At 34.4% G+C, this 25424-nt stretch carries 44 protein-coding genes; 1 reads left to right on the top strand and 43 read right to left on the bottom strand.

Annotated features, from left to right (window positions below; translation table 11 throughout):
* The 5 genes from PP176A_RS09510 to PP176A_RS09490 all read right to left on the bottom strand — a co-directional run.
* On the bottom strand, positions 1-308 hold a 308-nt coding region (locus PP176A_RS09510; RefSeq protein ID WP_143037680.1), incomplete at its 3' end, for a 4Fe-4S binding protein.
* 1 nt (position 309) lies between these two features.
* A complete protein-coding gene (locus PP176A_RS09505; RefSeq protein ID WP_071140241.1) occupies positions 310-555 on the bottom strand; it encodes a (2Fe-2S) ferredoxin domain-containing protein in 246 nt (81 codons plus the stop codon).
* A 295-nt stretch (positions 556-850) separates the two neighbouring features.
* Positions 851-1558, bottom strand: coding sequence for an N-acetylmuramoyl-L-alanine amidase CwlD (gene cwlD, locus PP176A_RS09500; RefSeq protein WP_071140240.1), 708 nt, complete (start codon positions 1556-1558; stop codon positions 851-853).
* 153 nt (positions 1559-1711) lie between these two features.
* Positions 1712-2839 carry a CobW family GTP-binding protein gene (locus tag PP176A_RS09495; RefSeq protein WP_071140239.1) on the bottom strand — a complete coding sequence of 376 codons (1128 nt, stop codon included), beginning with the start codon at positions 2837-2839 and terminating at the stop codon, positions 1712-1714.
* A 327-nt stretch (positions 2840-3166) separates the two neighbouring features.
* Positions 3167-4372 carry an MFS transporter gene (locus PP176A_RS09490; protein ID WP_159429056.1) on the bottom strand — a complete coding sequence of 402 codons (1206 nt, stop codon included), beginning with the start codon at positions 4370-4372 and terminating at the stop codon, positions 3167-3169.
* Positions 4373-4991: 619 nt separating this feature from the next.
* Here PP176A_RS09490 and PP176A_RS09485 point away from each other — a divergent pair.
* A complete protein-coding gene (locus PP176A_RS09485) occupies positions 4992-5537 on the top strand; it encodes an NADPH-dependent FMN reductase (protein WP_071140238.1) in 546 nt (181 codons plus the stop codon).
* Positions 5538-5624: 87 nt separating this feature from the next.
* Here the strand turns inward: PP176A_RS09485 and rpsI are convergent, their stop codons facing one another.
* From rpsI to PP176A_RS09295, 38 genes are all read right to left on the bottom strand, one after another.
* Entirely contained in the window at positions 5625-6023 is a 399-nt protein-coding gene (rpsI, locus tag PP176A_RS09480) for a 30S ribosomal protein S9 (protein WP_071140237.1), read from the bottom strand.
* Between the two features lie 17 nt (positions 6024-6040).
* Entirely contained in the window at positions 6041-6469 is a 429-nt protein-coding gene (rplM, locus tag PP176A_RS09475; RefSeq protein ID WP_071140236.1) for a 50S ribosomal protein L13, read from the bottom strand.
* A gap of 128 nt (positions 6470-6597) precedes the next feature.
* Positions 6598-7335 (bottom strand): tRNA pseudouridine(38-40) synthase TruA, encoded by a 738-nt coding sequence (truA, locus tag PP176A_RS09470; protein WP_071140235.1) that lies wholly within the window; start codon positions 7333-7335, stop codon positions 6598-6600.
* Between the two features lie 11 nt (positions 7336-7346).
* Positions 7347-8144, bottom strand: a complete 798-nt coding sequence (locus PP176A_RS09465; RefSeq protein ID WP_071140234.1) for an energy-coupling factor transporter transmembrane component T family protein — start codon at positions 8142-8144, stop codon at positions 7347-7349.
* On the bottom strand, positions 8137-9000 hold the full coding sequence (locus PP176A_RS09460) for an energy-coupling factor transporter ATPase (RefSeq protein WP_071140233.1): 864 nt from the start codon (positions 8998-9000) through the stop codon (positions 8137-8139). The genes PP176A_RS09465 and PP176A_RS09460 overlap by 8 nt, the downstream gene beginning before the upstream one ends.
* Positions 8997-9815 carry an energy-coupling factor transporter ATPase gene (locus PP176A_RS09455; RefSeq protein ID WP_200796114.1) on the bottom strand — a complete coding sequence of 273 codons (819 nt, stop codon included), beginning with the start codon at positions 9813-9815 and terminating at the stop codon, positions 8997-8999. Before PP176A_RS09455 ends, PP176A_RS09460 begins: the two co-directional genes overlap by 4 nt.
* Before the next feature lie 125 nt (positions 9816-9940).
* The gene (rplQ, locus tag PP176A_RS09450) at positions 9941-10282 is read right to left on the bottom strand and encodes a 50S ribosomal protein L17 (protein ID WP_071140231.1); all 342 of its coding nucleotides are present in this window, start codon (positions 10280-10282) and stop codon (positions 9941-9943) included.
* A gap of 24 nt (positions 10283-10306) precedes the next feature.
* Complete coding sequence (locus tag PP176A_RS09445) at positions 10307-11254, bottom strand: DNA-directed RNA polymerase subunit alpha (protein ID WP_071140230.1); 948 nt, start codon at positions 11252-11254, stop codon at positions 10307-10309.
* A 59-nt stretch (positions 11255-11313) separates the two neighbouring features.
* Positions 11314-11937 (bottom strand): 30S ribosomal protein S4, encoded by a 624-nt coding sequence (gene rpsD / locus PP176A_RS09440; protein WP_071140229.1) that lies wholly within the window; start codon positions 11935-11937, stop codon positions 11314-11316.
* A gap of 19 nt (positions 11938-11956) precedes the next feature.
* The gene (rpsK, locus tag PP176A_RS09435; protein ID WP_071140228.1) at positions 11957-12355 is read right to left on the bottom strand and encodes a 30S ribosomal protein S11; all 399 of its coding nucleotides are present in this window, start codon (positions 12353-12355) and stop codon (positions 11957-11959) included.
* Positions 12356-12373: 18 nt separating this feature from the next.
* Entirely contained in the window at positions 12374-12742 is a 369-nt protein-coding gene (gene rpsM / locus PP176A_RS09430; RefSeq protein WP_071140227.1) for a 30S ribosomal protein S13, read from the bottom strand.
* A gap of 45 nt (positions 12743-12787) precedes the next feature.
* Complete coding sequence (gene rpmJ / locus PP176A_RS09425) at positions 12788-12901, bottom strand: 50S ribosomal protein L36 (RefSeq protein WP_004824776.1); 114 nt, start codon at positions 12899-12901, stop codon at positions 12788-12790.
* Positions 12902-12917: 16 nt separating this feature from the next.
* Positions 12918-13136 carry a translation initiation factor IF-1 gene (gene infA / locus PP176A_RS09420; protein WP_071140226.1) on the bottom strand — a complete coding sequence of 73 codons (219 nt, stop codon included), beginning with the start codon at positions 13134-13136 and terminating at the stop codon, positions 12918-12920.
* A gap of 30 nt (positions 13137-13166) precedes the next feature.
* Positions 13167-13448 (bottom strand): KOW domain-containing RNA-binding protein, encoded by a 282-nt coding sequence (locus PP176A_RS09415; RefSeq protein ID WP_071140225.1) that lies wholly within the window; start codon positions 13446-13448, stop codon positions 13167-13169.
* A 76-nt stretch (positions 13449-13524) separates the two neighbouring features.
* A complete protein-coding gene (locus tag PP176A_RS09410) occupies positions 13525-14166 on the bottom strand; it encodes an adenylate kinase (RefSeq protein ID WP_071140224.1) in 642 nt (213 codons plus the stop codon).
* A 17-nt stretch (positions 14167-14183) separates the two neighbouring features.
* Positions 14184-15458, bottom strand: a complete 1275-nt coding sequence (secY, locus tag PP176A_RS09405; RefSeq protein WP_071140223.1) for a preprotein translocase subunit SecY — start codon at positions 15456-15458, stop codon at positions 14184-14186.
* Positions 15459-15908 carry a 50S ribosomal protein L15 gene (gene rplO, locus PP176A_RS09400; protein ID WP_071140222.1) on the bottom strand — a complete coding sequence of 150 codons (450 nt, stop codon included), beginning with the start codon at positions 15906-15908 and terminating at the stop codon, positions 15459-15461.
* 26 nt (positions 15909-15934) lie between these two features.
* Positions 15935-16111 (bottom strand): 50S ribosomal protein L30, encoded by a 177-nt coding sequence (gene rpmD, locus PP176A_RS09395; RefSeq protein ID WP_071140221.1) that lies wholly within the window; start codon positions 16109-16111, stop codon positions 15935-15937.
* Between the two features lie 14 nt (positions 16112-16125).
* Positions 16126-16632: a 30S ribosomal protein S5 gene (gene rpsE / locus PP176A_RS09390; protein ID WP_071140220.1), complete on the bottom strand. Its 507-nt coding sequence runs from the start codon at positions 16630-16632 to the stop codon at positions 16126-16128.
* Positions 16633-16649: 17 nt separating this feature from the next.
* Positions 16650-17018, bottom strand: a complete 369-nt coding sequence (gene rplR / locus PP176A_RS09385; protein ID WP_083381888.1) for a 50S ribosomal protein L18 — start codon at positions 17016-17018, stop codon at positions 16650-16652.
* A 15-nt stretch (positions 17019-17033) separates the two neighbouring features.
* The gene (gene rplF / locus PP176A_RS09380) at positions 17034-17573 is read right to left on the bottom strand and encodes a 50S ribosomal protein L6 (RefSeq protein WP_071140219.1); all 540 of its coding nucleotides are present in this window, start codon (positions 17571-17573) and stop codon (positions 17034-17036) included.
* Between the two features lie 36 nt (positions 17574-17609).
* On the bottom strand, positions 17610-18005 hold the full coding sequence (gene rpsH / locus PP176A_RS09375) for a 30S ribosomal protein S8 (RefSeq protein WP_071140218.1): 396 nt from the start codon (positions 18003-18005) through the stop codon (positions 17610-17612).
* A gap of 30 nt (positions 18006-18035) precedes the next feature.
* Positions 18036-18221, bottom strand: a complete 186-nt coding sequence (locus PP176A_RS09370; RefSeq protein ID WP_071140217.1) for a type Z 30S ribosomal protein S14 — start codon at positions 18219-18221, stop codon at positions 18036-18038.
* 17 nt (positions 18222-18238) lie between these two features.
* Entirely contained in the window at positions 18239-18781 is a 543-nt protein-coding gene (gene rplE, locus PP176A_RS09365) for a 50S ribosomal protein L5 (RefSeq protein WP_071140216.1), read from the bottom strand.
* A 26-nt stretch (positions 18782-18807) separates the two neighbouring features.
* The gene (rplX, locus tag PP176A_RS09360) at positions 18808-19122 is read right to left on the bottom strand and encodes a 50S ribosomal protein L24 (protein ID WP_071140215.1); all 315 of its coding nucleotides are present in this window, start codon (positions 19120-19122) and stop codon (positions 18808-18810) included.
* A gap of 18 nt (positions 19123-19140) precedes the next feature.
* Positions 19141-19509, bottom strand: a complete 369-nt coding sequence (rplN, locus tag PP176A_RS09355; RefSeq protein WP_071140214.1) for a 50S ribosomal protein L14 — start codon at positions 19507-19509, stop codon at positions 19141-19143.
* Between the two features lie 28 nt (positions 19510-19537).
* Positions 19538-19792 (bottom strand): 30S ribosomal protein S17, encoded by a 255-nt coding sequence (gene rpsQ, locus PP176A_RS09350; protein WP_071140213.1) that lies wholly within the window; start codon positions 19790-19792, stop codon positions 19538-19540.
* Between the two features lie 7 nt (positions 19793-19799).
* Positions 19800-20006 carry a 50S ribosomal protein L29 gene (gene rpmC / locus PP176A_RS09345; RefSeq protein WP_071140212.1) on the bottom strand — a complete coding sequence of 69 codons (207 nt, stop codon included), beginning with the start codon at positions 20004-20006 and terminating at the stop codon, positions 19800-19802.
* On the bottom strand, positions 19996-20439 hold the full coding sequence (rplP, locus tag PP176A_RS09340; protein WP_071140211.1) for a 50S ribosomal protein L16: 444 nt from the start codon (positions 20437-20439) through the stop codon (positions 19996-19998). The genes rpmC and rplP overlap by 11 nt, the downstream gene beginning before the upstream one ends.
* A 33-nt stretch (positions 20440-20472) precedes the next feature.
* Complete coding sequence (rpsC, locus tag PP176A_RS09335; RefSeq protein WP_071140210.1) at positions 20473-21147, bottom strand: 30S ribosomal protein S3; 675 nt, start codon at positions 21145-21147, stop codon at positions 20473-20475.
* Positions 21148-21164: 17 nt separating this feature from the next.
* Positions 21165-21500, bottom strand: coding sequence for a 50S ribosomal protein L22 (gene rplV, locus PP176A_RS09330; protein WP_071140209.1), 336 nt, complete (start codon positions 21498-21500; stop codon positions 21165-21167).
* A 21-nt stretch (positions 21501-21521) separates the two neighbouring features.
* On the bottom strand, positions 21522-21806 hold the full coding sequence (gene rpsS, locus PP176A_RS09325) for a 30S ribosomal protein S19 (protein WP_071140208.1): 285 nt from the start codon (positions 21804-21806) through the stop codon (positions 21522-21524).
* A gap of 27 nt (positions 21807-21833) precedes the next feature.
* Positions 21834-22664, bottom strand: coding sequence for a 50S ribosomal protein L2 (gene rplB / locus PP176A_RS09320; protein WP_071140207.1), 831 nt, complete (start codon positions 22662-22664; stop codon positions 21834-21836).
* 28 nt (positions 22665-22692) lie between these two features.
* A complete protein-coding gene (gene rplW / locus PP176A_RS09315; protein WP_071140206.1) occupies positions 22693-22986 on the bottom strand; it encodes a 50S ribosomal protein L23 in 294 nt (97 codons plus the stop codon).
* The gene (gene rplD, locus PP176A_RS09310; protein WP_071140205.1) at positions 22986-23609 is read right to left on the bottom strand and encodes a 50S ribosomal protein L4; all 624 of its coding nucleotides are present in this window, start codon (positions 23607-23609) and stop codon (positions 22986-22988) included. The genes rplW and rplD overlap by 1 nt, the downstream gene beginning before the upstream one ends.
* A gap of 17 nt (positions 23610-23626) precedes the next feature.
* Complete coding sequence (rplC, locus tag PP176A_RS09305) at positions 23627-24253, bottom strand: 50S ribosomal protein L3 (RefSeq protein ID WP_071140204.1); 627 nt, start codon at positions 24251-24253, stop codon at positions 23627-23629.
* A gap of 60 nt (positions 24254-24313) precedes the next feature.
* A complete protein-coding gene (gene rpsJ, locus PP176A_RS09300) occupies positions 24314-24637 on the bottom strand; it encodes a 30S ribosomal protein S10 (protein ID WP_071140203.1) in 324 nt (107 codons plus the stop codon).
* Between the two features lie 345 nt (positions 24638-24982).
* A partial coding sequence (locus PP176A_RS09295) for an EF-Tu C-terminal domain-related protein (protein WP_373419513.1) occupies positions 24983-25424 on the bottom strand: 442 nt, incomplete at its 5' end.

Raw genomic sequence — 25424 nt, 5'->3', positions numbered from 1 at the left:
ATACCTAATTTTTTTAATACTGTAACAATCTTTTCTGCAAAATCAGTAGAAAAAGAACCTACAAACGATGGAGCAACTGTTGCGACGATTCTTCGCTTCTCTTTAATAGCTTCTTTTATATCATTTAAATCGCTTTTTACTTTTCTGGCATTTTGAGGACAGGCTATAAAACAATGGCCACATGCAATGCATCTTTCTTCAACTATACTTGCCTGGTCATTCTTGAATTTAATAGCTTTAACCGGGCACACTCTTAAACACTTATAACAATGTTTACAATTTGCTTTGTTGAAGTTTAGGAGTTCCATTTTATACTCTCCCTATTACATATTTATTAAAAAACTCTTCCACGTTAGTATCATTTACTGAATATACTTCACCATCATCTACTTTAACTGAAACAGCTTTTGTACATTCTCCAAGGCAAAATGCAGCTTTCACAACAACCTCATCATCCATATTGTTCTTCTTTATTAAATCTTGAAATCTGTTTATTATATTATAAGAACCTTTCAGATGACAGGCGCTTCCTATGCAAACATTTATAGTAGTCATGTCACAATCCCCCTTATTAGCTTCTATATATAACAGTATACTACTATGTTACTTTTTTATCAATTCCTTATTATAAATATATTGTTAAATATTTATTAATTTTTTTTATTGATAATAAAAAGATTAATCCACTTTATCCACATTATCCACAGGTTGAAGTGGATAACTTATGTAAACCATAATAATAATTATAATTACAATTATTTTCCTAAAATAAATTTACATAATATTTTTTATCAACATAAACTATTATTATCCACAGCAATTTATCCACAAAAAAAATTATTTATCATTCTCATTCGTTAAAGTATCTCATTAATCCCACATATATAGCCCAAGCAATTTTCTCCTGATATTTATCGTCATTTAGCAGCTTTTCCTCTTTTGTATTCGATAAAAATCCACATTCCACCAATATAGTGGGTACATTCACTTCTCTCAATAAATATACATCATCTCTTCCCTGTGGAACTCTCCTGTTATCTTTGTCAAGAACATTTCTTAATTCTTCTTGGACTAAATCGGCCATACGTTTGCTTTCCAAACAATCTTTCTTATAGAATACATGAGCTCCCGAATATTTGGATTTTGTAAAACTGTTTAAATGTATAGTTACAAATACATCGCATTTATTTTCTTCTATTATCTCTTTCCTTCTTTTCAAATCTTCACTTTTCTTTTCTTTTAATGTCTTTGATTTTTGTGTATATAATCCTTTTTCATTCTCTCTTGTAAGTATAGGAATACCCCCACTTTGCTCAATATATCTTTTAAGCTTTAATGCAATTTTTAAATTTATATCTTTTTCTGTTGTTCCTTCCTTTCCCACTGCCCCCGGATCTATTCCTCCATGACCTGAATCTATCCCTATAATCTTATTAGTTATGGGAAGATAAAAAGTTTCCATTGTAATTCTCCTGTAAGCAATTAAAAATATTATAATTCCGACTATGGCAATTAAAAACAAATATACAATTTTTTTGTTAATAACTATTACCTTCATACGTATCTCCCCCTTTCATACAATTTCAAATATATACAAAAAGTTCTGTCAATATTACAAAAAAAATAAAACACCGAAATTTCGGTGTTTCTAAAATATACACTTTTTTGTTCCGAGGAAACTTGTGGGAGTTCCTTAATGTTGAAATCTTTTTTAGATTAAGCAATTATCCAATGATGCTGTAATCTTTTCTTTGTCCAAATGTAGACCGATAAAAACAAGCATTGTTTTACGGTCTCCGTAATGAGGGTCCCAATCTTTTTTAATACTGGGATTCTTGGCAAAAGCAGCCTTCTGTTCCTGCTTTGTGCCGACTGCAAGCCAGCGTCCGAAGGGTGTTATATCAATTGATTTCCCTGCCTGCTCAAACAGAAAACTTGTATCGTTATGGTCATGTAGCCATATGAGACCTTTACATCGTACAACATTTTCCGGCCACTTTTTTATCCATTGATTAAGCTTTTTCTGACTGAAAGGTTGTTTTCTGGAATACACAAAGGAATTAATTCCATATTCCTCTTCTTCCCCTTCTCTTTCACCATCCTTGGCTTTTGCTATTTCCTGAATCCAACCCGGAGAAACGCAAGCTTTTTCGAAATTAAACCGGTGGGCATTTAGAATTTTTTCAGGGGCTACTTTTCCATAACTGGTCTCGATGATTTCTGCAGACGGCTGTAAAGTTTGTAGGATTGTTTTAATATCATGAAGCTGTTCCTTGCTGACCAAATCAACTTTGTTCAAAATAATTAGGTTGCAAAACTCGATTTGTTCCACAAGAAGCCGCGCAATATCCTCATCATCCAACTCATCAGTATGAAGCAATGTTGTACCCCCCATAAATTCGGATACCAAACGGTATGCATCCACAATAGTCGCAATAGTGTCCAGCCTGCAGATTTTTGGAAGTTGTCCATTCCCCAGACTTCCGTCAAGTAAAGTAAGGGCCTGGGCAATGGGAAGAGGTTCACAAATGCCGCTTGCTTCTATAAGAATATAATCAAAGCAGTTAGGCTTTACAAGTTCTGCAATTTGCTTTATCAAATCCGTACGAAGCGTACAGCAGATACAACCGTTTGACAAGGCAACAAGGCTTTTGTCGTTACGTGATATACTGTTTTCTTTTTCAATTAGGTCCGCATCAACATTAATTTCACCCATATCATTTGTAATTATTGCCACTTTCATGCCGCTTTGGTTACGTAGTACATAGTTAACCACAGTGGTTTTACCCGCCCCAAGGTATCCCGTGAGAAGCGTGATCGGAACGCGTTTTATTTTCATAATCATACATCTCCTTTAAATTTTCCCTTTTACACTCTTTTTTTATTACATACAAAAATTGACTTTCTAACAGTATAACAGAACATGACAAAAACTATAATATTAAAATAAAAAATGATTTTGCTCCTCAACATATTTCATTATAACAATATCATATTTGCAAATGATTTGCATTTATAAATGCAATACTATTATAATACCGGTAAATCAAAAACTCAAGTTATTAAATTGCAATCAGATAATTTTATTGCTACTCTCCCCACACACTGCAACGCAAGTGAACACAAGGGGACGGTTCTCTTGTGTCATTTTTCTGTTTCCATCTGGTTATCTATTATATAAATTTTTCTCCATAGATGAAGTTATAAAAATATTCAGCACAGCAAAAATTGAAGAAGCAATTCCTAAAAATTTAAATGAAGTACTTAGAGTAAATATATCTCCTATTTTTCCTATGAGAGGAAATATGAATATCATGAAAAAGCTAAACACCATACTCTGAAAAGATAGGATGGTTGATCTATTTTCGCTGGGAATAAGTTTATTTAAATAGTCACTCGTTACAATGTACATTATGGTTTCAAATATCTCTACAGCTATAAAAAATATATAAGAATATCTTGTAAAGCTTATCCCCCATATACAAATGCATGTAACTATGGGTAAAAATATTAATAAAAGATGTTCTTTAAAAAGCTTTTCTATTTTATGAACATTTGGAGCTACAAAGGCATTTATCAGCGAAGAAACGGCAAATATAACTCCTATTCTAAATTCATTTAATCCGCTGTCCTTCCAATAGTTTTGCAAATAATAAAATAAACTCGTTCCAAACACCGACATAACTTCTGCAAAAACAATCAATAGCGATATTTTCTTAGTATTTTTTACTATTTTAAAGCTATCCAATGTTTGGTCTTTAAAAACTTTAAAAGGATGAATATTGGCCAAATTCTTATTTCTACCTATACTGGGTTCTTGAAATAGCAAAGATTCTAAAAGAGCTATACCTGCAAATGCCGCACTTAATGCAAAAGGCCACACATAGTTCTTATGAGCTAAGTATCCCCCTAAGGTAAGGGCAAATATACAGCTTATCTCCAATATCATTTCATTAAATCCATTTATCTTCATATAGGTTTTCTCTTCTCCTAATTCCTTAAGGGAATCATAAAGCAAGGCTTCCCCTGCCCCAGACTCTAAGTTATACGATACAGCAAGTATCGAAAAGGAAAGGGCAAATAAATAAAAGTTAGTTGATAAGACTAATACAATATTACTTATAATAAAAAACGCTCTTCCCAAGGTTCTGCTGACCTTTCTTCCATAAATATCGGCCACAGCTCCTGTGGGTACTTCCATGAAAAAAGAAGTTATGTGAAATATACCCTCTAAAAGTCCAAGTTTAGCAAGAGACAAACCTTTATTAGCCAAGTATAGCATCCACACTCCTTGGGTTAAATCCAATCTGTTTAAAAAAATAAATATATAGTTCAATTTTATATTTCTTCGTAAGCTTTTTTTATAGTTCATTTTAACAACCTCCATAGTAACGCATTTAAAGTTTTCAAAAAATATCAAAAATCAACCCACCCACCCTTTAGTGCGTACAAAAAAACCTAAGTAGATTCTTTCTACTTAGGTTTAATGAGGCTATAATAATATATTTCAACCGAAAAGTATAAAGATGCTACTTGAAGTTAGTTTACATAATATCTAATTTTGGACACACTTCCCCTATGGCATCCAAAATCAAATGTTATGTTCTGAACTACAGCAAGATAATCTTGCATATAGCAGCTAACCTTAAAGCCCATCTTTACACCTCTCCTTATTTTTTTATTCTTTTCCAGACATGTTCTTATTATATAAATTTTTATCTTTTATATTAAGTATATTATAACAACTTTTTTGAGCTTATGTCAACAATTTGGGCAAAATCAACATTCACAAATGATTTTAAAATGAAAAATTATACCTACAGGTACGGCTTAAACTGATTCTATAGAAAAGCAAAATTTCTATCTTTAAAAAAATTGGGGAGTATTTTTTTCAGTGGTCTTGCACAATCCGCGCATATCATATATGTTGTGATATTTTTTATATTAAATGGGTAATAATATTTTAGATATATAGTTGAGGGGGTAATTTGATGAATATAGTTGCAATAGTAGGAAGTTTAAGGAAGGATTCATATAATAGAAAAATAGCTGAGTTTATGAAAAACAGGTATAAAGAAAAAATGGATATAGAGATTTTGAATATAGGAAATCTTCCTTTATTCAGTGAAGATATAGAGGATGATCCTCCGACGGTAGTAAAGGAATTTAAAAATCAAATTAAATCAAGTGAAGGAATATTATTCGTCACACCCGAATATAATCATTCCATTCCGGGAGCATTAAAAAATGCATTGGACTGGTGTTCGAGAGTTGATAGAGTCATGAAGGATAAACCTACTTTTATAGTTGGAGCTTCAAATGGCAATGTTGGTACAGCCAGGTGTCAGGCTCATCTTCGACAGGTTTTAAATTCTGGCGGGATATCAGCTATTGATTTACCGGGAAATCAGATTTTAATAGCAAATGTACAAGATCATTTTGATAAAGAGGGAAATTTTATTGATGAAAGAACCATCAAATATTTGGATAGGGTAGTAGATAACTATATTAAATGGGCTGAAAAATTGAAATCATAAATAGAACCACGGTTAATCCGCGGTTTTTAAGTGCAAAAGGAAAAGAAAAAAAGACACAAGAGAACCGTCCCCTTGTGTCTAAATCTTCTATCTCTTTGAAAATTGTGGTGCCTTTCTTGCTTTCTTGAGACCATATTTTTTTCTTTCTTTCATCCTTGAATCCCTTGTAAGGAATCCAGCCTTTTTAAGTACAGGTCTTAATTCTTCATCAGCTTCAAGAAGTGCCCTTGATATTCCGTGTCTGACAGCTCCTGCCTGACCCGTAAATCCTCCCCCTTGAACATTAACAAATACATCATATTTATCCGCTGTGTTTGTAATATTCAAAGGCTCTCGGATAATTGCTTTTAATGTATCGTAATCAAAATAGTCGTCCATATCTTTTTTATTTATTGTTATATTGCCAGAGCCCGAAACAAGTCTTACTCTTGCAATAGAGGTTTTTCTTCTTCCAGTTCCATAAAATTGTATATTAGCCAATTTCATTCCTCCTTTCTCTATAACTAAAATTCATAAACTTCAGGCTTTTGTGCTTCATGCTTATGAACAGGTCCTCTGTATACCTTCAGTTTTCTATACATTTGTCTTCCTAAAGCATTTTTAGGCAACATTCCCTTTACAGCAAGTTCAATAACTTTTTCAGGTTTTGCTGCCATCAATTTTTCATAGGGAATTTCTTTTAACCCTCCGGGATGGCCGCTATGATATCTGTAATATTTCTGTTCCAGTTTCTTTCCTGTTAAAACCACTTTATCCGCATTTATAATTATAACAAAGTCACCAGTATCTACATAGGGAGTGTATATAGGTTTTTTCTTACCTCTCAATATAGACGCAACTTCTGTTGCAAGTCTTCCTAATACTTTTCCTTCAGCATCTATCACATACCATTTTCTATCTATTTCAGTAGGTTTAGCCATATAGCTTTTCATTTCTTTCCCTCCTTGTTCCAAACATTTCTACTCTAATAATATAAAAAGTTTCCGGGGCTTTTTATAAATAACCATTTATATATTAATACATGATTATGTCAATGTCAAGAAATATTCTTTATTTCAATCTATTCATAAAAAACTTTCTCTAAAAATAACCCTTGAGGCGGTGCAGTGTGACCTGCTCTTTGTCTATCAAGAGATTCCATTATAAACGGAATTTGTCCTTCGGCAATTTTCCCTCTCCCAATGTCTACAAGAGTTCCTATCATTATTCTAACCATATTATATAAAAATCCATTTCCGTCAAAAACAGCCATAACCAAATCTCCATCCTTTAAAAGTAAAGCATTGTATATAATCCTATTTTTATCTTTAGAATTACTCTTGGGAGACGAAAAAGAAGTAAAATCATGAGCTCCTAAAAAATACTTTATTTCTCTTTTCATCAGTTCATAATTCAATCTTTGAGGAAAGTAATAGGAATACCTCCCCCAGAAGGGGTTTTTTACAGCCCTGTTATATATTAAATATTTATATATTTTTCTTTTCACATTATATCTGGAGTGAAAATCAAGGGAAACTTCTTCAGAATCCAAAATCCGTATATCGTGAGGAAGAAATGCATTTAATCCAAATTTAATTTTATCCGGAGGAATATTGACATCAGTTATAAAATTCGCTGTTTGCCCTAATGCATGAACTCCGGCATCTGTTCTTCCCGAACCAATCAAATTGACATTTTCTCCCGTTAATTTAAAAATTGCTTTTTCTATTTCTCCCTGTATAGTATCTTGATTAAGTTGTCTTTGCCAACCCGAATAATTTGTTCCGTCATATTCTATAATAATCTTTATGTTTTTCATTTGAAGCCCTCTTAAAAATATTTAGTGCTTATAATGCCGCCAAAAAAAATTGTCATTATGATTAATGCAACAAAATCTCTTCTTTTGAGTTTAATTTCATTAAGCCTGGTTCTATGTTCTCCTCCTCTGTAGCATCTTGCCTCCATAGCCATGGCAAGTTCGTCTGCTCTTCTAAAAGCATTTACAAACAGCGGCACAAGCAATGGCACCAAGCTTTTAGCTCTTTTAAGGATATTACCGCTTTCAAAATCGGCTCCTCTTGCCATCTGAGCCTTCATAATCTTATCCGTCTCTTCTAACAAAGTGGGAATAAATCTTAATGCTATTGTCATCATCATGGCTAATTCATGAGCAGGAACCCCTATCTTTTTTAACGGAGAAAGAAGCTTTTCGATTCCGTCTGTCAATGATATAGGAGATGTTGTTAATGTCAATAATGTAGTTCCCATGATCAGAAATATAAGCCTTAATGCCATAAATACAGCTTGAGTTAATCCTTCTTTGGTAACGTCCAGAGGTCCTATCTCCCAAAGTATTTCACCTTTAGTCATAAACATATTTATAAGAAAAGTTATTATTATGATAAACATAAGAGGCTTTATTCCCTTAAATATATATTTAAAGGGCACTTTGGATAATTTAGTAGTTACCAATACAAAAATAAAAATGAAAATATATGGATAAAATTTATTAATAAAAAATAATGAAATTATAAATACAAAAGTCAAAATTATCTTAACTCTCGGATCTAATTTATGAATTATGGTTTCTCCCGGAAAATATTGCCCTATGGTTATATCTTTAAGCATTGCCATTACTCCTTAAATATTTTAATATTTCATCTTTAGCCTCTTCTACAGTAAGTATATCATCTCTCACTTTGTGACCTCTTCTTTTATATTCTCTCATGAAATAAGTAATTTGAGGAACTCCAAGCCCTAATCTCTCCAATTCTTCTACTTTAGTAAATATTTCTCTTGTACTTCCTTCCATTACTACCTTGCCTTTATGCATAACAACTACTTTATTTGCTAATTTTGCAATATCTTCCATACTGTGAGATACTAATATAATAGTAATTTTTTCCTTTCTGTAAAGTTCCTGTATTTCTCCCAATATTTCATCTCTTCCTCCTGGGTCCAAACCTGCTGTAGGCTCATCCAGTACAAGTACTTTAGGCTTCATGGATAAAATCCCCGCAATTGCTACTCTTCTTTTCTGTCCCCCACTCAGCTCAAAGGGCGACCTGTCTTTCAACTGATTAAAATCAAGGCCTACCAGTTCCATAGACTCCCTTATCCTTCTGTCGATTTCACTTTCCTCTAATCCTAAATTAGCAGGTCCGAAAGCAATATCCTTATATACGGTTTCTTCAAAAATTTGATGCTCCGGATACTGAAATACAAGGCCTACTTTTTGTCTTATTTTTTTTAAATCCGCCTCTTTAGAGGTAATATCTTCTCCATCTATAAATATTTTCCCCGAAGTAGGCTTAATCAATCCGTTAAAATGCTGAACAAGGGTTGATTTTCCGGAACCTGTATGCCCAATAAGTCCGATAAAATCCCCCTCTTCAAATTCTAAATTTATATTATCCAATGCTTTAATTTCAAAAGGATTCCCTTGATTATATATATAACTTAAATTTTCCGTTTTTATTATCATAACGCTTCCACCAATTCTTCTACAGTCAAAATATCCTTAGGAACATTTATTCCTTCCTGTCTTAATTCATATGCCAATTCCGTTACCTGAGGTACATCTAATCCGATCTTTTTAACTTTCTCAACTTCACTGAATATTTGCCTTGGGGTTCCATCCATTACAATATTTCCATCTTCCATTACTATTATTCTATCCGCTTCTACTGCTTCATCCATATAATGGGTTATCAATACTATAGTTTTATTTTCTGTTTTATTAAGTTTCTTAACAGTACTGATGACTTCTTTTCTCCCAATTGGATCAAGCATTGCTGTAGGTTCATCTAAAATTATACATTCCGGATTCATTGCAAGGATACCTGCAATTGCAACTCTCTGTTTCTGTCCTCCTGACAGAAGATGAGGAGCATGCTTTTTATATTTACTCATTTCTACCGTCTCTAAAGATTCGTCTACTCTTTTTCGTATTTCCTTTGGGGGAACTCCTTGATTTTCAGGTCCGAAGGCAACATCCTCTTCTACTATTGTTGCTACTAATTGGTTATCAGGATTTTGAAAGACCATTCCCGCTGTTTGTCTGATATCCCAGACCTTACTTTCATCTCTGGTATCCATGCCATTTACAAACACCCGTCCTGTTGTCGGTAGTAAAAGAGCATTCATCATCTTTGCAAGAGTAGATTTTCCTGAACCGTTATGTCCAAGTATGGCTAAAAATTCTCCTTTATATATATCCAAATCAACTCCCTTTAGCGCTTGAAATTTTTCCTCGTCATCTGATGTATATTCGTAAGTAACATCTTTCATTTCTATCATTATATTAGACATTTTTATCCCTCATTTATATACAATTCCATTATTTAATAATAACACAAGGAAATCTCTAAATCAATCATAAAACCACAAAAGGGACTAAGTTTTGAAAACTTAATCCCCCACTTTTATAGCAATTCTATTATAGCCATCTCTGCTCCGTCTCCATTTCGTGGCCCAATTCTTACTATCCTTGTATACCCTCCCTTTCTGTCGGAGTAATTAGGTGCAATTTCGTCAAAAAGTTTTTTAACTATATTTTCATTATATATATATGCTAAAGCTTGACGTCTTGCATGCAAATCTCCTCTTTTCCCAAGGGTAATCATTTTATCTGCCATTCTTTTTGTTTCTTTTGCTCTAGTAACTGTGGTCTCTATTTTACCATGTTCAAACAAGCTTGAAACTTGATTTCTAAGCATTGCCTTTCTATGGGCAGTAGGACGACCAAGTTTTCTTAGTTCAGCCATCTATTATCCCTCCTTCTTGCCTTGTTAATCATCATTCTTTCTGAGGGCTAAACCCAATTCGGATAATTTCCTTTGCACTTCTTCAAGGGATTTCTTGCCTAAGTTTCTAACCTTCATCATATCTTCTTCACTTTTCTGAGTTAATTCTTCCACGGTATTTATTCCTGCTCTCTTTAGGCAATTATAACTTCTAACAGATAAATCCAATTCTTCAACCGTCATTTCCAAAACTTTTTCTTTTTTATCTTCTTCTTTTTCTACCATTATTTCCACGTCATTTACATGCTCGGTAAGGCCAATAAATAGATTTAAATGTTCAGTAAGTATTTTAGCTCCCAAAGAAGTTGCTTCATCCGGCTTCATGGTACCATTAGTCCATACTTCTAATGTCAACTTATCATAATCCGTAATTTGACCTACTCTCGTATTTTCAACTTTATAATTCACTTTACTAATCGGAGTAAAAATTGAATCTATGGGAATAACACCTATAGGCTGCCCTTCCTTTTTATTTTTTTCCGCTACTGTATATCCTCTTCCTTTAATCATTTCCAATTCCACATATAATTTTCCGTCTTGATTTACCGTAGCAATATGGAGATCCTTATTTACTATTTCAACATCAGGACCTGTAATTATATCTCCTGCGGTAACTTCCTTAGGCCCTTCAACTTCAATTTTCAACATAACCGGTTCATCGGAATACATCTTCGCCGCAATGCCCTTTATATTAAGTATAATTTCAGGGACATCTTCCAACACTCCCGGAATAGTAGTAAACTCGTGTAAAACTCCTTGAATTTTTATAGAAGATATGGCAGCACCAGGTAACGAGGAAAGCAATACCCTCCTCAAAGAATTCCCCAATGTCGTACCGTATCCTCTTTCCAAAGGTTCCACAACAAATTTTCCATAGGTATTGTCTTCACTCATTTCAACTATTTCAATTTTAGGTTTTTCAATTTCCAACATTCTAACCCTCCTTTAAATTAAATATTTTATTACTACGAGGGTAACTGATTCTTAAAATATTACTTAGAATATAACTCAACTATTAAATGCTCTTCTATAGGCAAATCTATGTCTTCTCTTGTCGGCTCGGAGACTACTCTACCCTTTAAATTTTCTAAGTCTATTTCAATCCATCTGACTGTTGTTCCTCTGTGATTTTCTACAAGATCTTTAAATTTGGTAATACTCTTGCTTTTTTGTTTTACTTCTATTTGATCTCCCACTTTTACTATATAAGATGGAATATCGACTTTTCTTCCATTCACTGTGAAATGGCCATGCATTACCAATTGTCTGGCTTCTGCCCTTGATGATGCAAATCCCATTCTGAATACTACATTGTCAAGTCTTAATTCCAATATCTTTAACAAATTTTCTCCTGTTATCCCTTTCATCTTATCCGCCATAGAAAAATATCTTCGCATTTGGGATTCCTGAATTCCATAATATCTACGAACTTTTTGTTTTTCTCTTAATTGAACTCCATATTCAGTCAATTTCTTTCTCGATTGACCATGTTGACCGGGAGCATATCTTCCCTTTGCTATTTGACATTTATCCGTATAACATTTATCTCCCTTTAAATAGAGCTTCTGTCCTTCTCTACGGCATAATCTACAAACAGCACCAGTATATCTTGCCATTCATTAAACACCTCCTATATTATACTCTTCTGCGTTTTGGTGGTCTACAGCCATTATGTGGTATAGGCGTAACATCTTTTATTAGACTGACCTCTAACCCAGCAGCTTGCAATGATCTTATTGCAGCTTCTCTGCCGGCACCAGGTCCTTTAACATAAACTTCTACAGACTTCAGTCCATGTTCCATTGCTTTTTTCGCTGCTTCTTCGGCAGCCTGTTGTGCTGCGAAAGGAGTCGACTTTCTTGAGCCCCTGAAGCCTAATTGTCCTGCACTGGCCCATGATAATACATTTCCTTGAGTATCGCTTAAAGTAACTATCGTATTATTAAAGGTTGACTGAATATGGGCTTGACCTCTTTCTATATTTTTACGTTCTCTTCTCTTAACACGAGTTTTAACACCTTTTTTTCCTGCCAAATTAAATCCCTCCTTTACCTACTTCTTACCTTTCTTTCCTGAAACTTTACTTGGACCTTTTCTTGTTCTGGCATTAGTCTTAGTTCTCTGGCCTCTTGTTGGTAAACCTTTTTTATGACGGATTCCTCTATAACAATTAATCTCTTTCAATCTTTTAATATTTAAAGCTACTTCTCTTCTTAAATCACCTTCAACATGATAAGAGTCTATTATACTTCTTAAGGAAGCAATTTCAGATTCAGTCAGATCTTTAACTCTGGTATCGGGATTAATTGCAGCTTTTTTCAATATTTCATTTGACCTTGGCCTTCCGATTCCATATATATAAGTCAAACCAATTTCTACTCTCTTATCTCTTGGTAAGTCAATACCGGCAATTCTCGCCATTGATGTTTGCACCTCCTAAAAATTACTTGTTACTACAAAATTAAATTAACCTTGTCTTTGCTTATGTTTCGGGTTTTCACAAATCACCATTACTTTCCCTTTTCTTTTAATTATCTTACACTTTTCGCACATCTTCTTAACAGATGGTCTAACTTTCATCTAAATCCCTCCTAAACTACTTATTACGCCATGTAATCCTACCTCTTGTCAAATCATATGGTGATAATTCGATAGTTACTTTATCTCCCGGAAGTATCTTAATATAATTCATCCTCAACTTTCCTGAAATATGAGCAAGTATTTCATGCCCATTTTCTAATTTTACCCTAAAAATAGCATTTGGTAAAGCATCTACTACAATACCTTCTACTTCAACAACATCTTTCTTTGACATGCACTTATCGAACCTCCTGTCGAAATAAATTTACAACATTTTCTTGAAAGGTTCTAGCAATTTTCTAACATAAGCATTATTAATCTTTTCGCCGTTTTTTATCTTATCCTGAAATTCTATAAATACAGTATTATATATTATTAGATGATTAATTTTTTTCTTCTTGGGATTACTTATCTTCCTCATTTCTCCATCAACAATATAAACGTACTTATAATCAATTATGCCCAATATTAGAAATATATTACCTTTGTCTCGACCAGCTCCAGACTTAACCACTTGACCAATGGCTATGTCGCCAGTTCCCTCCATTAAATTCACCTCTCCGTGCTTATAGCCGACAATTAAGGGCTGCCGACCAAAAAGAAACATAATTATTTCTATATCTCTATTTCAAAGAATTCATAATATCTTGGGAAACCTCATCTATACTCTTATTGCCATCAATGTTTAAAAGAAGTCCTTTATCAAAATAGTATTTAATAAGGGGTTTTGTTTGTTTCAAATAAACTTCTATTCTTTTTTCTACCACTTCTTCTGTATCATCATTTCTTTGAAAAAGCTCTCCATTGCATTTATCACATTTGCCTTTTACCTTAGGAGGGTTAAATTCAATATGATAGGCAGTTCCGCAATTTTTACAAATTCTTCTCCCCACAGCTCTTCTTATCAATTCCCCTTTATCTACATCTATATTTATCACTTTGTCTAGCTTTTGTTTTAAATTTTTAAGCTCTATTTCTAAAGAATCGGCTTGACTTACTGTTCGAGGAAATCCGTCCAAGAGAAATCCTTCCTTACAATCCTCTTTAATAAGTCTGTCTTTTATAATCGAAACCATCAATTCATCTGGTACGAGTAATCCTTTATCCATATATGACTTTGCCTTTTCTCCCAACTGAGTTTTTTCTTTAATATTTGCTCTAAGTATATCTCCCGTTGATATATGGGGAATATTATATTTATAGCAAATATAATCTGCTTGAGTACCCTTTCCGGCCCCGGGAGGTCCCAATAATATTAATCTCAATAAAATCATCCCCTAAATTATTTTAAGAAACCTTTATAGTGTCTCATCAACATTTGAGATTCTATTTGCTTAACTGTTTCGAGGGCAACTCCCACAACGATAATTAATGCTGTTCCTCCAAAATTAATGTTTAACTTAAATATAGAAGAAAGTACAATTGGAAGAGATGCTATTAATGCTAAAGATATAGCTCCCACAAATGTTATTCTTGAAATAACCTTATTTAGATATTCTACCGTTGGTCTTCCTGGCCTTATTCCCGGTATAAATCCACCATATTGTTGTAAATTCTTTGAATACTCTACAGTATTAAATTGAATCGCAGTATAGAAATAAGTGAAAAATATAATCAGTAAAGCATTCAATATCGTATATATCCATGTTCCAGCAGTTCCACTTACGGTTAGATACTTAGTTATCCATGCCGCTGCTTTCCCTTTGAAAAATAACGATAATGTTTGAGGAAAAGCAAGTAATGATGTGGAGAATATTACCGGTATAACTCCTGCCATTGAAACTTTAATTGGTATGTGCGTACTTTGTCCGCCATACATCTTTCTCCCTACAACTCTCTTTGCATATTGTACCGGTATTTTTCTTTCTCCTTCTTGCAATGCAACTACTATTGCAATTATCGCTAAAGCAAATACTAAAAATAATATCAAACCAATGACATTAAGAGTTCCTGCTTTGTATGCTTCATAAGTTCCTAATATTTGAGCGGGTAATCTGGAAATAATACCTATAAATATTATTAGAGATATTCCATTTCCTATACCATTTGAAGTAATTAAATCTCCTATCCACATCAAAAGAGATGTTCCGGCCGTCAGAGTAGTAACTACCACAGTTATAGACAAGAAGCTCGTCGAAATTAACGCTTTATTGAAAAATCCAATAGCCATAGCTATAGACTGTATCAAAGACAATACTATGGTAGTATATTTGGTCCACTTGGCCATCTTCTTTCTTCCTTCTTCCCCCTCTTTAGCAACCTCCTCTAATCGCGGTATTGCTATAGTCAATAATTGAATAATTATAGATGCTGTTACATAAGGATAAATGTTTAGAGCAAATATACTGAAATTACTAAAAGTTCCTCCAGCCATTAGATCTAAAAATTGTAGCACTCCACCTTGCGACATCTGAAATATTTGCTTTATTACATCTTTATTTATAAAAGGAACTGGAATAAAGGAACCTAATCTAAAAACTAAAAGCATCCATAAAGTAAATATTATTTTCTTCCTAATGTCTGGAATTCTCCAAGCATTCCTTAAAGTTTTAAGCATCTATATCACCTCTACCTTTCCCCCTGCGGCCTCAATTTTCTCAGCAGCGGTTTTACTAAATTTATGTGCTTTAACAGTAAGTTTCTTATTTAAATCTCCATTACCTAATATTTTTACTCCATCTTTAGCCTTTCCATTCTTTACAATTCCTTCCGAAATCAAAACTTCAGGCGTTACAACTGCTCCATCTTCAAATCTGTTTAATATCTCAATATTTATTTCTGCATATTCCTTTGCAAATATATTCGTAAAGCCTCTCTTTGGAAGTCTCCTGTACAAAGGCATCTGTCCGCCTTCAAACCCTGGCCTTGTTCCTCCACCTGAACGTGAATTTTGTCCTTTATGACCTCTGGTTGAAGTTTTTCCATGTCCCGAACCGGTACCTCTACCAACTCTTTTAGGTTTCTGACTTCCTCCCCCTTCATTGGGTCTTAAATCATGAAGTTTCATAGGTACACCTCCTCTTTTCTTCCGAATTAATCTATAATCTTAACCATATAATCAACTTGATGTATCATACCTCTGATTTGAGGGGTATCTTCCTTTTCAACTACTTGACCGATTTTTTTGAGGCCAAGAGCTTGAATCGTCTTCCTGTGTAATTCCGGTGTGCCGATTTTGCTTTTAACCAATTTAATTTTTATCTTAGCCATATCTTCATTCCCCCCTAACCTAGTATTTCTTCTACAGTCTTTCCTCTAAGCTTAGCTACTTTTTCTACCTTTTTAAGATTCATTAATGCATTAAATGTTGCATTTACTACATTTCTCGGATTACTTGATCCTAAAGATTTAGTCCTAATATCTTTTATGCCTGCCAGTTCACACACGGCACGAACTGCTCCGCCTGCTATAACTCCGGCTCCTTCCTGGGATGGTTTTAAAAGAACTCTTCCTGCTCCAAACTCCCCTACAATCTCATGAGGAATAGTAGTCCCTACTATGGGAACTTCAATTATATGTTTATGAGCATCCTGAATAGCCTTTCTAATAGCTTCCGGTACTTCCAAAGCTTTTGCCATTCCAACGCCTACATGACCATTTTCATCTCCAACCACAACTAATGCACTAAATCTAAAGTTTCTACCACCTTTAACTACTTTGGTTACACGATTGATGCTTACTACTCTTTCCTTTAGATCTAATTCTTTAGGATCTATAAATGAACGCTCCATTTATTCCCCTCCTTTTCTTAAAATTTAAGCCCTGATTCTCTTGCTCCATCAGCAAGTTCCTTTACTCTTCCATGATATACATATCCGCCTCTATCGAAAACTACTTGATCTATTCCTTTTTCCACTGCCTTTTTACCTATTAATTTTCCGACAAACTTTGCAGCTTCTTTATTGCCTGTTGAATTTAATTTATCCTTTACTTCCTTATCAAGGGTTGAAGCGGATACAATTGTTATTCCCTTTGTATCATCTATTATTTGAGCATATATATTATTTAAACTTCTATATATATTCAATCTTGGTTTTTCAGGAGTTCCAGCTACTTTTTGTCTGATTCTCATATGTCTTTTTTGTCTTTGTTCATTCCTTTTTATTTTCTTAAACACTTTAATCACTCCCTCCTACTTACCAGTCTTGCCAACTTTTCTTCTGACAACTTCCCCGGAGTACCTTATTCCTTTTCCTTTGTATGGTTCAGGTGCTCTTAGAAATCTAATATTAGCAGCATAATTTCCAACTCTTTGTTTATCAATCCCTTTAACTATAATCCTATTCGGTTGTGGTACTTCCGTCTCAATTCCTTCAGGATCCTCAATTTCTACAGGATGAGAAAATCCCAAGTTAAGGGAAAGTTTCTTACCTTGTTTTTGTGCACGGTATCCTGTCCCTTCGATTTCTAAGGTTTTTGAATATCCATTTAAAACTCCTTCAATCATATTTGCTATTAATGTCCTGGTAAGGCCATGCAAAGATTTGTGTTTTTTTGAATCCGAAGGTCTGTTAACTATAATAACCGAATCTTCTATTTTAATATCCATTTCAGTACTTAATTGAAAATTTAAACTACCCTTAGGTCCTTTTACTTGCGCATAATTTTTATCATCTATCTTAACTTCAACTCCGTCTGGAATCGTTATTGGTTTTCGCCCTATTCTTGACATGAGTGCACCTCCTGTTTCTTTAATATCACCAAAAGTCTACCATACATAACAGATTACTTCCCCACCAATACCGCTCTTTCTGGCATTCTTGTCAGTCATAATTCCCTTTGATGTAGAAAGTATTGCTATTCCTAATCCACCCAAAACTTTCGGTATTTCAGTATTATCTACATACACCCTAAGACCTGGCTTCGAAATTCTCTTTATCCCGCTAATAACTTTTTGATTGTCCTTTTCATATTTAAATTGGATTCTTATTATCCCTTGTTTTCCGTCATCGATTACATCAAATCCTTTGATAAAACCTTCATTAAGTAAAATTTTAGCTATTTCTTTCTTTATATTCGATGCAGGCACATCCACAGTTTCATGCTTTGCATTATTACCATTTCTAATTCTGGTCAGCATATCTGCAATTGGATCAGTCATCATATTTAGCTACCTCCTTTCATAACTTTCCTACTACCAGCTAGCTTTTTTAACTCCCGGGATTTGACCCTTATATGCTAATTCTCTAAAGCATATACGACATATACCGTATTTTCTTAAGTAGCCATGTGGTCTTCCACAAATCTTACATCTATTATACTTTCTTGTACTGAATTTTTGATTTTTTTGCTGCTTATTAATCATTGATTTTTTTGCCAAATTTTCTCCCTCCTTCTTTATTTTCTGAAAGGCATTCCCATTAGATCTAAAAACTCCTTGGCTTCTTCATCAGTTTTTGCTGTAGTAACAATTATTACATCTAATCCTCTTATGGCATCGACCTTATCATACTCTATTTCAGGGAAAATCAATTGTTCCTTTATTCCTAGCGCATAATTTCCTCTTCCATCAAAAGATGCTGGATTTGTTCCTCTAAAATCCCTTACCCTCGGAAGTGCTACGTTCATTAATTTATCTAAAAAATCATACATTTTTTCTCCTCTAAGAGTAACTTTTGCTCCTACCGACATTCCTTCACGAACTTTAAAATTTGCAATTGATTTTTTTGCTTTCGTAACAATTGGCCTTTGTCCAGAGATCATTGTCATTTCCTCTACTGCATTTTCCAAAGACTTAGGGTTTTCCCTGGCTTCTCCAATTCCCATGTTTAATACGATCTTTTCTAATTTTGGTACTTCCATTATATTTTTATATTGAAATTTTTCCATCAATCCAGGAACAACATCATTTATATACTTTTCTTTAAGTCTGGAAGTCATCCTTATTACCTCCCTTCGATAATCAACTATTTATCAATTACTTCCCCACATTTTTTACAATATCTTACCTTTTTACCGTCTTCAAGAAATTTATGCCCTAATCTTACACCTTTTTTATCCTTATCACAAAAATACATCGCCTTCGAAGCATTTATAGGGCCTTCCTGATGAACAATTCCACCTTCTTGATTAGGTCCCTGAGCCTTTTTATGTTTAGTCAATACGTTTATGCCTTCAACTATAATTCTATTCTCTTTAGGCATAACCTTTAATATTTTTCCTTTTTTCCCTTTATCTTTTCCTGATACGATTACAACTGTATCTCCACTCTTAACATGCATACTGTCTCACACCTCCTCCTATAATACTTCTGGTGCTAAAGATATAATCTTCATATAGTTTCCTTTCCTTAATTCTCTGGTTACAGGTCCAAAAATACGAGTGCCTACCGGTTGTTTATCATCTTTTATTATAACTGCTGCATTTTCATCAAATTTAATATAGCTTCCGTCGTTTCTTCTGACTCCTTGCTTAGTTCTTACTATAACGGCTTTAACTACGTCTCCTTTTTTAACAACACCTCCAGGTGTTGCACTTTTAACCGCACACACTACCACATCTCCTACATAACCAAACTTTCTTTTTGAACCTCCCATAACTCTTATCACTAATAGCTCTTTCGCGCCTGAGTTATCCGCAACTTTAAGACGGCTTTCATTTTGTATCATGAGAATACCTCCTTTCCAACAATCAGGACTATTTTGCTTTTTCTACTATATCAACAACTCTCCATCTTTTTTCTTTGCTTAATGGTCTAGTTTCCATTATTCTCACAGTATCTCCGATTCCGCATTCATTATTTTCATCATGTGCTTTAAATTTGCTGGTTCTCTTTATTTGCTTTTTGTATAAAGGATGTTTAACAAGTGTTTCCACTGAAACTACTACTGTTTTCTCCATCTTATCACTTACTACTTTTCCTATTTTTACTTTTCTGTTTTTTCTTTCCATATGAAGCCTAGACCTCCTTTCCTATTCCGAGTTCTCTTTCCCTCATCAATGTTTTAACTCTCGCTATATCCTTCCTAACAGCTTTAATCCTCATAGGATTATCCAACTGTCCTGTAGCTAATTGAAATCTTAAATTAAATAATTCACTTTTTAACTCCAACAATTTATTGTTTAACTCCTGACTAGTCAGTTGTCTAATTTCATTAGCTTTCATTAGCTTCACCACCCTTTTCCTGCACGTCTTCACGAGTGACAAATTTACATTTTATAGGCAACTTATTTGATGCTAACCTCATAGCCTCTTTTGCTGTATCTTCATCAATTCCGCCCATTTCAAATAATATCCTACCCGGTTTTACAACCGCTACCCAATATTCTGGTGATCCTTTACCTGAACCCATACGAGTTTCAGCCGGCTTTTCCGTAACTGGTTTATCAGGAAATATTTTTATCCACACATTTCCGCCTCTTTTTATATATCTCGTCATTGCACGTCTCGCTGATTCTATTTGATTTGAAGTAATCCATGCCGGTTCAAGGGCTTGTAGACCATAATCTCCATATGTTATTGTATTACCGCGAGTTGCTTTACCTTTCATTCTTCCTCTATGGACTCTACGAAATTTAACTCTTTTTGGCATTAACATTATACTTTCCTCCTTCCTACAGCTATTATATAGCTATTTCCCAACATTTTCAGTTTGTACTTCTCCTTCTACTTTTTTAGTAGGAAGAACCTCTCCTTTATATAGCCATACTTTAACGCCCAGCTTTCCATAAGTAGTATTGGCCTCAGCAAAGCCATAATCAATATCCGCTCTTAAAGTTTGAAGAGGTATTGTTCCTTCACTGTATCCTTCTGTCCTTGCCATATCCGCACCACCAAGTCTTCCAGCTATAGCAGTCTTTATTCCTAATGCTCCTGATCTCATTGTTCTTGTAATAGCTTGCTTCATTGCTCTTCTAAAAGAAACCCTTTTTTCCAATTGAGCTGCAATATTTTCAGCAACGAGCTGTGCATCCAATTCAGGAATTTTTATTTCTTCGACATTTATTATTACGTTCTTTTCAGTCATCTTTTCTATATCTTTTCTTAACTCCTCTACTCCCTGACCGCCTTTGCCTATTACCATACCTGGCTTTGATGTAAATACGGTTACTTTAACTCTGTTAGCCGCTCTTTCTATTTCAACTCTAGATATTCCTGATATATAAAGTTTCTCTTTTACATATTCACGAATATTGAAGTCCTCAATTAACAGATCGCTAAAATTTTTTTTATCAGCAAACCATTTTGAATCCCATTCTTTTATGATCCCAATTCTTAGACCATGTGGGTTAACTTTTTGACCCATTAATCATCCCTCCTTTTCTATTCTTTTTCTTTTACCGTTACACCTATGTGACTGCTCCTCTTTAAAATAGGATATGCCATTCCCTTAGCTCTCGGTCTCCATCTTTTTAAAGTAGGCCCATCATTTGCATAAGCCTCTGCTACATAAAGATTTTCTCTATCTAAATTAAAATTATTTTCAGCATTAGCAACAGCAGATGTTAAAACCTTTTTTAATACTTTAGCGCCTCTTTTAGGAGTATATCTGAGAATAGCAAGAGCTTCATCTACTTGCTTCCCCCTAATTTCTTTACATATAAAATTAACCTTTAAAGGCGATATTCGCACATATTTAGCTATAGCCTTAGCTTCCATTGGGAATCCCTCCTTCACTCATTATTTCAACGCAGTTGACTTTTCCGTTTTATTTCCATGTCCTCTGAAAGTTCTGGTAGGAACAAATTCACCAAGTTTATGTCCAACCATATCTTCGGTTATATAAATAGGTACATGTTTTCTTCCATCATGAACAGCAATAGTATGACTAACCATTTGCGGAAAGATAGTTGAACGACGTGACCAAGTTTTTATAACCTTTTTGTCATTCTTCTTATTCAATTCCTCAACTTTTTTTAGAAGATGATCATCACAAAATGGTCCTTTCTTTAGAGATCTACTCATATTTATCCTCCTTCCTACAAATAAGTCCTATTTAGTCCTTCTTCTTATAATATATTTATCAGATTTTTTCTTTTTATCCCTTGTTTTAAGTCCAAGAGCAGGTTTTCCCCAAGGAGTCACAGGCGAAGGCATTCCAATCGGAGCTTTTCCTTCTCCACCACCATGGGGGTGATCACAAGGATTCATAGCACTACCTCTTACTGTAGGTCTGATTCCCATATGTCTCTTTCTTCCTGCTTTCCCTATTTTTATATTTTCATGATCTAAGTTTCCTACTTGACCAATCGTAGCTCTACATTCTACTCTTACCATTCTAAATTCTCCGGAAGGTAATCTCAATTGTGCATAATTTCCTTCTTTACCCATAAGTTGAGCTACGGCTCCTGCCGAACGAACAATTTGCCCGCCCTTTCCTGCTTTAAGCTCTATATTGTGTATATTTGTACCTACCGGTATATTTTTTAACGGAAGAGTATTCCCAACTTTTATATCTGAATCAATACCTGATTCTATTGCATCTCCAACTTTTAAACCAAATGGAGCAAGGATATACCTTTTTTCGCCATCTACATAGTTTATAAGTGCAATATTTGCAGTTCTGTTTGGGTCGTATTCAATAGCAGCTACTTTGCCTGGAATTCCGTCTTTATTTCTTTTAAAATCTATCATTCTATATTTTCTTCTTGCACCGCCGCCTCTATGACGAATAGTAATTCTTCCTTGAGCATTTCTTCCACTATTCTTTTTTAAGCTTACCAATAACGATTTCTCCGGATCTTTTTCAGAAATTTCCTCAAAAGATGAAACGGTCATCTGTCTTATTGCTGGAGAAGTTGGTTTATATCCTTTTATACCCATTACTATTCCCTCCTTCTTTTAAAAATTTCTATTCCATTCCTTCGAAGAATTCAATCTTCTTACTGTCTTCAGTTAATTTAACTATGGCTTTCTTCCAGCTCGGCCTTCTACCTACATTAGAACCCATTCTTTTTTCTTTTCCAAGCATATTCATTGTATTTACCTTTTTTACCTTCACTCCAAATATCGATTCCACAGCCTTTTTAATTTCAGATTTATTAGCTTTTTTATCTACTACAAAAGTATATTTTCCATCCGCCATATTATCCATACTCTGTTCAGTAATAATAGGTCTAATAATAATATCGTGTGGGATACGCATTATGCATACACCTCCTCCACTTTTCTTACTGCATCCTCTGTTATGATGAATAAATCATATTTAAGAACATCATATACATTTAATGTATTTACAGAAGTTGTCTCAACAGCAGGAATATTTCTTGCTGATCTCACTATGTCTTCATCCTTTTCACTCATTACAATCAAAGCCTTTTTGTCTACTTTCAAATTGTTAAGAATTTTAGCCATTTCTTTTGTCTTTGGTTGGTCCAATAGCAACTCATTCAATACTATTATTTCATTATTTAAAACTTTCGAAGATAAAGCACTTTTTATTGCTGCCCTTCTAACCTTTTTGGGAACTCTATAGCTATAATCCCTTGGTTTTGGTGGAAATACTATCCCGCCTTTTCTCCATTGAGGAGATCTTATGCTTCCCTGACGTGCTCTTCCAGTGCCTTTCTGTCTCCAAGGTTTTCTTCCTCCGCCTCTTACTTCAGCTCTTGTTTTAGCTGAATGAGTTCCTTGTCTTCTATTCGCAAGTTGGTTTTTAACTACTTCATATAGCACGTGTTGATTAATTTCTGCTCCAAACACATTTTCAGACAAATCAATTTCTCCAACTTGTTCTCCTGATATATTATAAACATTTACTTTTGGCATACCATATCCTCCTTTCCTTAAGCTTTAACACTACTTTTTATCAATAGTAGTCCGCTTTTAGGTCCCGGTACCGCACCTTTGATAAGAATTAAATTCTTGTCCGCATCCACTTTCACAACTTCAAGATTTTGCACTGTCACTCTCTCATTTCCCATATGTCCAGACATCTTTTTCCCTTTTAAAACTCTGCCGGGATAAGTACCTGCAGACATTCCACCTACTGCTCTGTGGTATTTAGAACCATGAGTTTCAGGACCTCTTCCATGCCCGTATCTTTTTATAGGACCTTGGGTTCCCTTACCTTTGGAAGTGCCTGCTACGTCTACTCTTTCTCCCGAAACAAATATATCGGCCTTTATTTCCTGACCAATTTCATATTCATCAATATTATCAACTCTAAACTCTCTTAAAAATTTCTTAACTTCCACATGAGATTTAGCAAAATGCCCTTTTCTTGGTTTATTTGCTTTTCTCTCTTTTAAGGAAGAAAATCCTACTTGAATTGCATTATACCCTTCTTTTTCAACCGTTTTCTTTTGAACAACAGTCAATGGTCCTGCTTCTACAACAGTAACCGGAACTACCGTTCCATCGTCCTGAAATATCTGAGTCATACCTATTTTCTTACCCAATATCTTTTTCATTTCTGCACCTCCTATTATCTTACAGCGGATTGTTTAATAAAAAACAATCATTCCAAGAAATTATAGTTTTATCTCAATATCCACTCCAGCCGGCAAATTAAGTTTCATTAAAGCATCCACAGTCTTTTGATTTGGACTTAAGATATCAATTAATCTCTTATGGGTTCTCTGCTCAAATTGTTCCCTTGAATCTTTATACTTATGGACAGCTCTCAATATTGTTATAACTTCTCTCTCCGTTGGAAGGGGTACTGGTCCTGATACCTGAGCTCCAGTTCTTTTAGCGGTTTCAACAATCTTTTGAGCTGACGTGTCCAAAAGCTCATGATCATAAGCTTTTAACCTAATTCTAATTTTTTGTCTTTCATCACTTTTACTTGACATAAACTTCCCTCCTTCTATCGTATGTTGGATTTCACTACATACGACATGGAATTGCCCATACACTCATCCGTGCGTGTTGTGTTTTTGTTGAAACAGCAACTCCAGTCGCCCGATTCTTAACCGGACATTCTCAGCAAAAATTCCCTGTAAACAGCAACCTTTTGCTTCATCGCAATGCTAAAAATTGCACACTTTATTATTTTATAGCATATTTCAAAAAAACTCAAGACCTTTTGTGATTTTTTTAAAATATTTTACGAGATATAAGATTTCAAATAGGAATTATATAGACATTAAAAGAAGGGTTACTGCCCTTCCTTTAATGCAATAAAGTTATATTAAATTTTATTCAATAATCTTGCTGACTACTCCAGCTCCAACTGTCTTTCCGCCTTCTCTGATTGCAAATCTTAATCCCTCTTCCATTGCTATCGGCGTTATTAATTCTATCTTGAAGTTCGCATGGTCTCCAGGCATTACCATCTCTACTCCTTCTTCCAACTCTATGTTCCCAGTTACATCCGTTGTCCTGAAGTAAAACTGAGGTCTATATCCGTTGAAAAATGGTGTATGCCTTCCTCCCTCTTCTTTCGTCAATACATATACTTGGGCGTTAAATTTTGTATGGGGTGTTATGCTCTTCGGTTTCGCCAATACTTGCCCTCTTTCTATTTCTGCTCTCTGTACTCCTCTTAATAATGCTCCTATATTATCTCCTGCCTGCGCTTCGTCCAATATCTTCCTGAACATCTCTAATCCTGTTACTACTACTGTCCTCGGCTCTGCC

It is taken from the genome of Sporanaerobacter sp. PP17-6a, assembly GCF_900095615.1.
GTDB classification, from domain to species: domain Bacteria; phylum Bacillota; class Clostridia; order Tissierellales; family Acidilutibacteraceae; genus Acidilutibacter; species Acidilutibacter cellobiosedens.
This window is presented reverse-complemented; position numbering and strand designations above follow the sequence as displayed.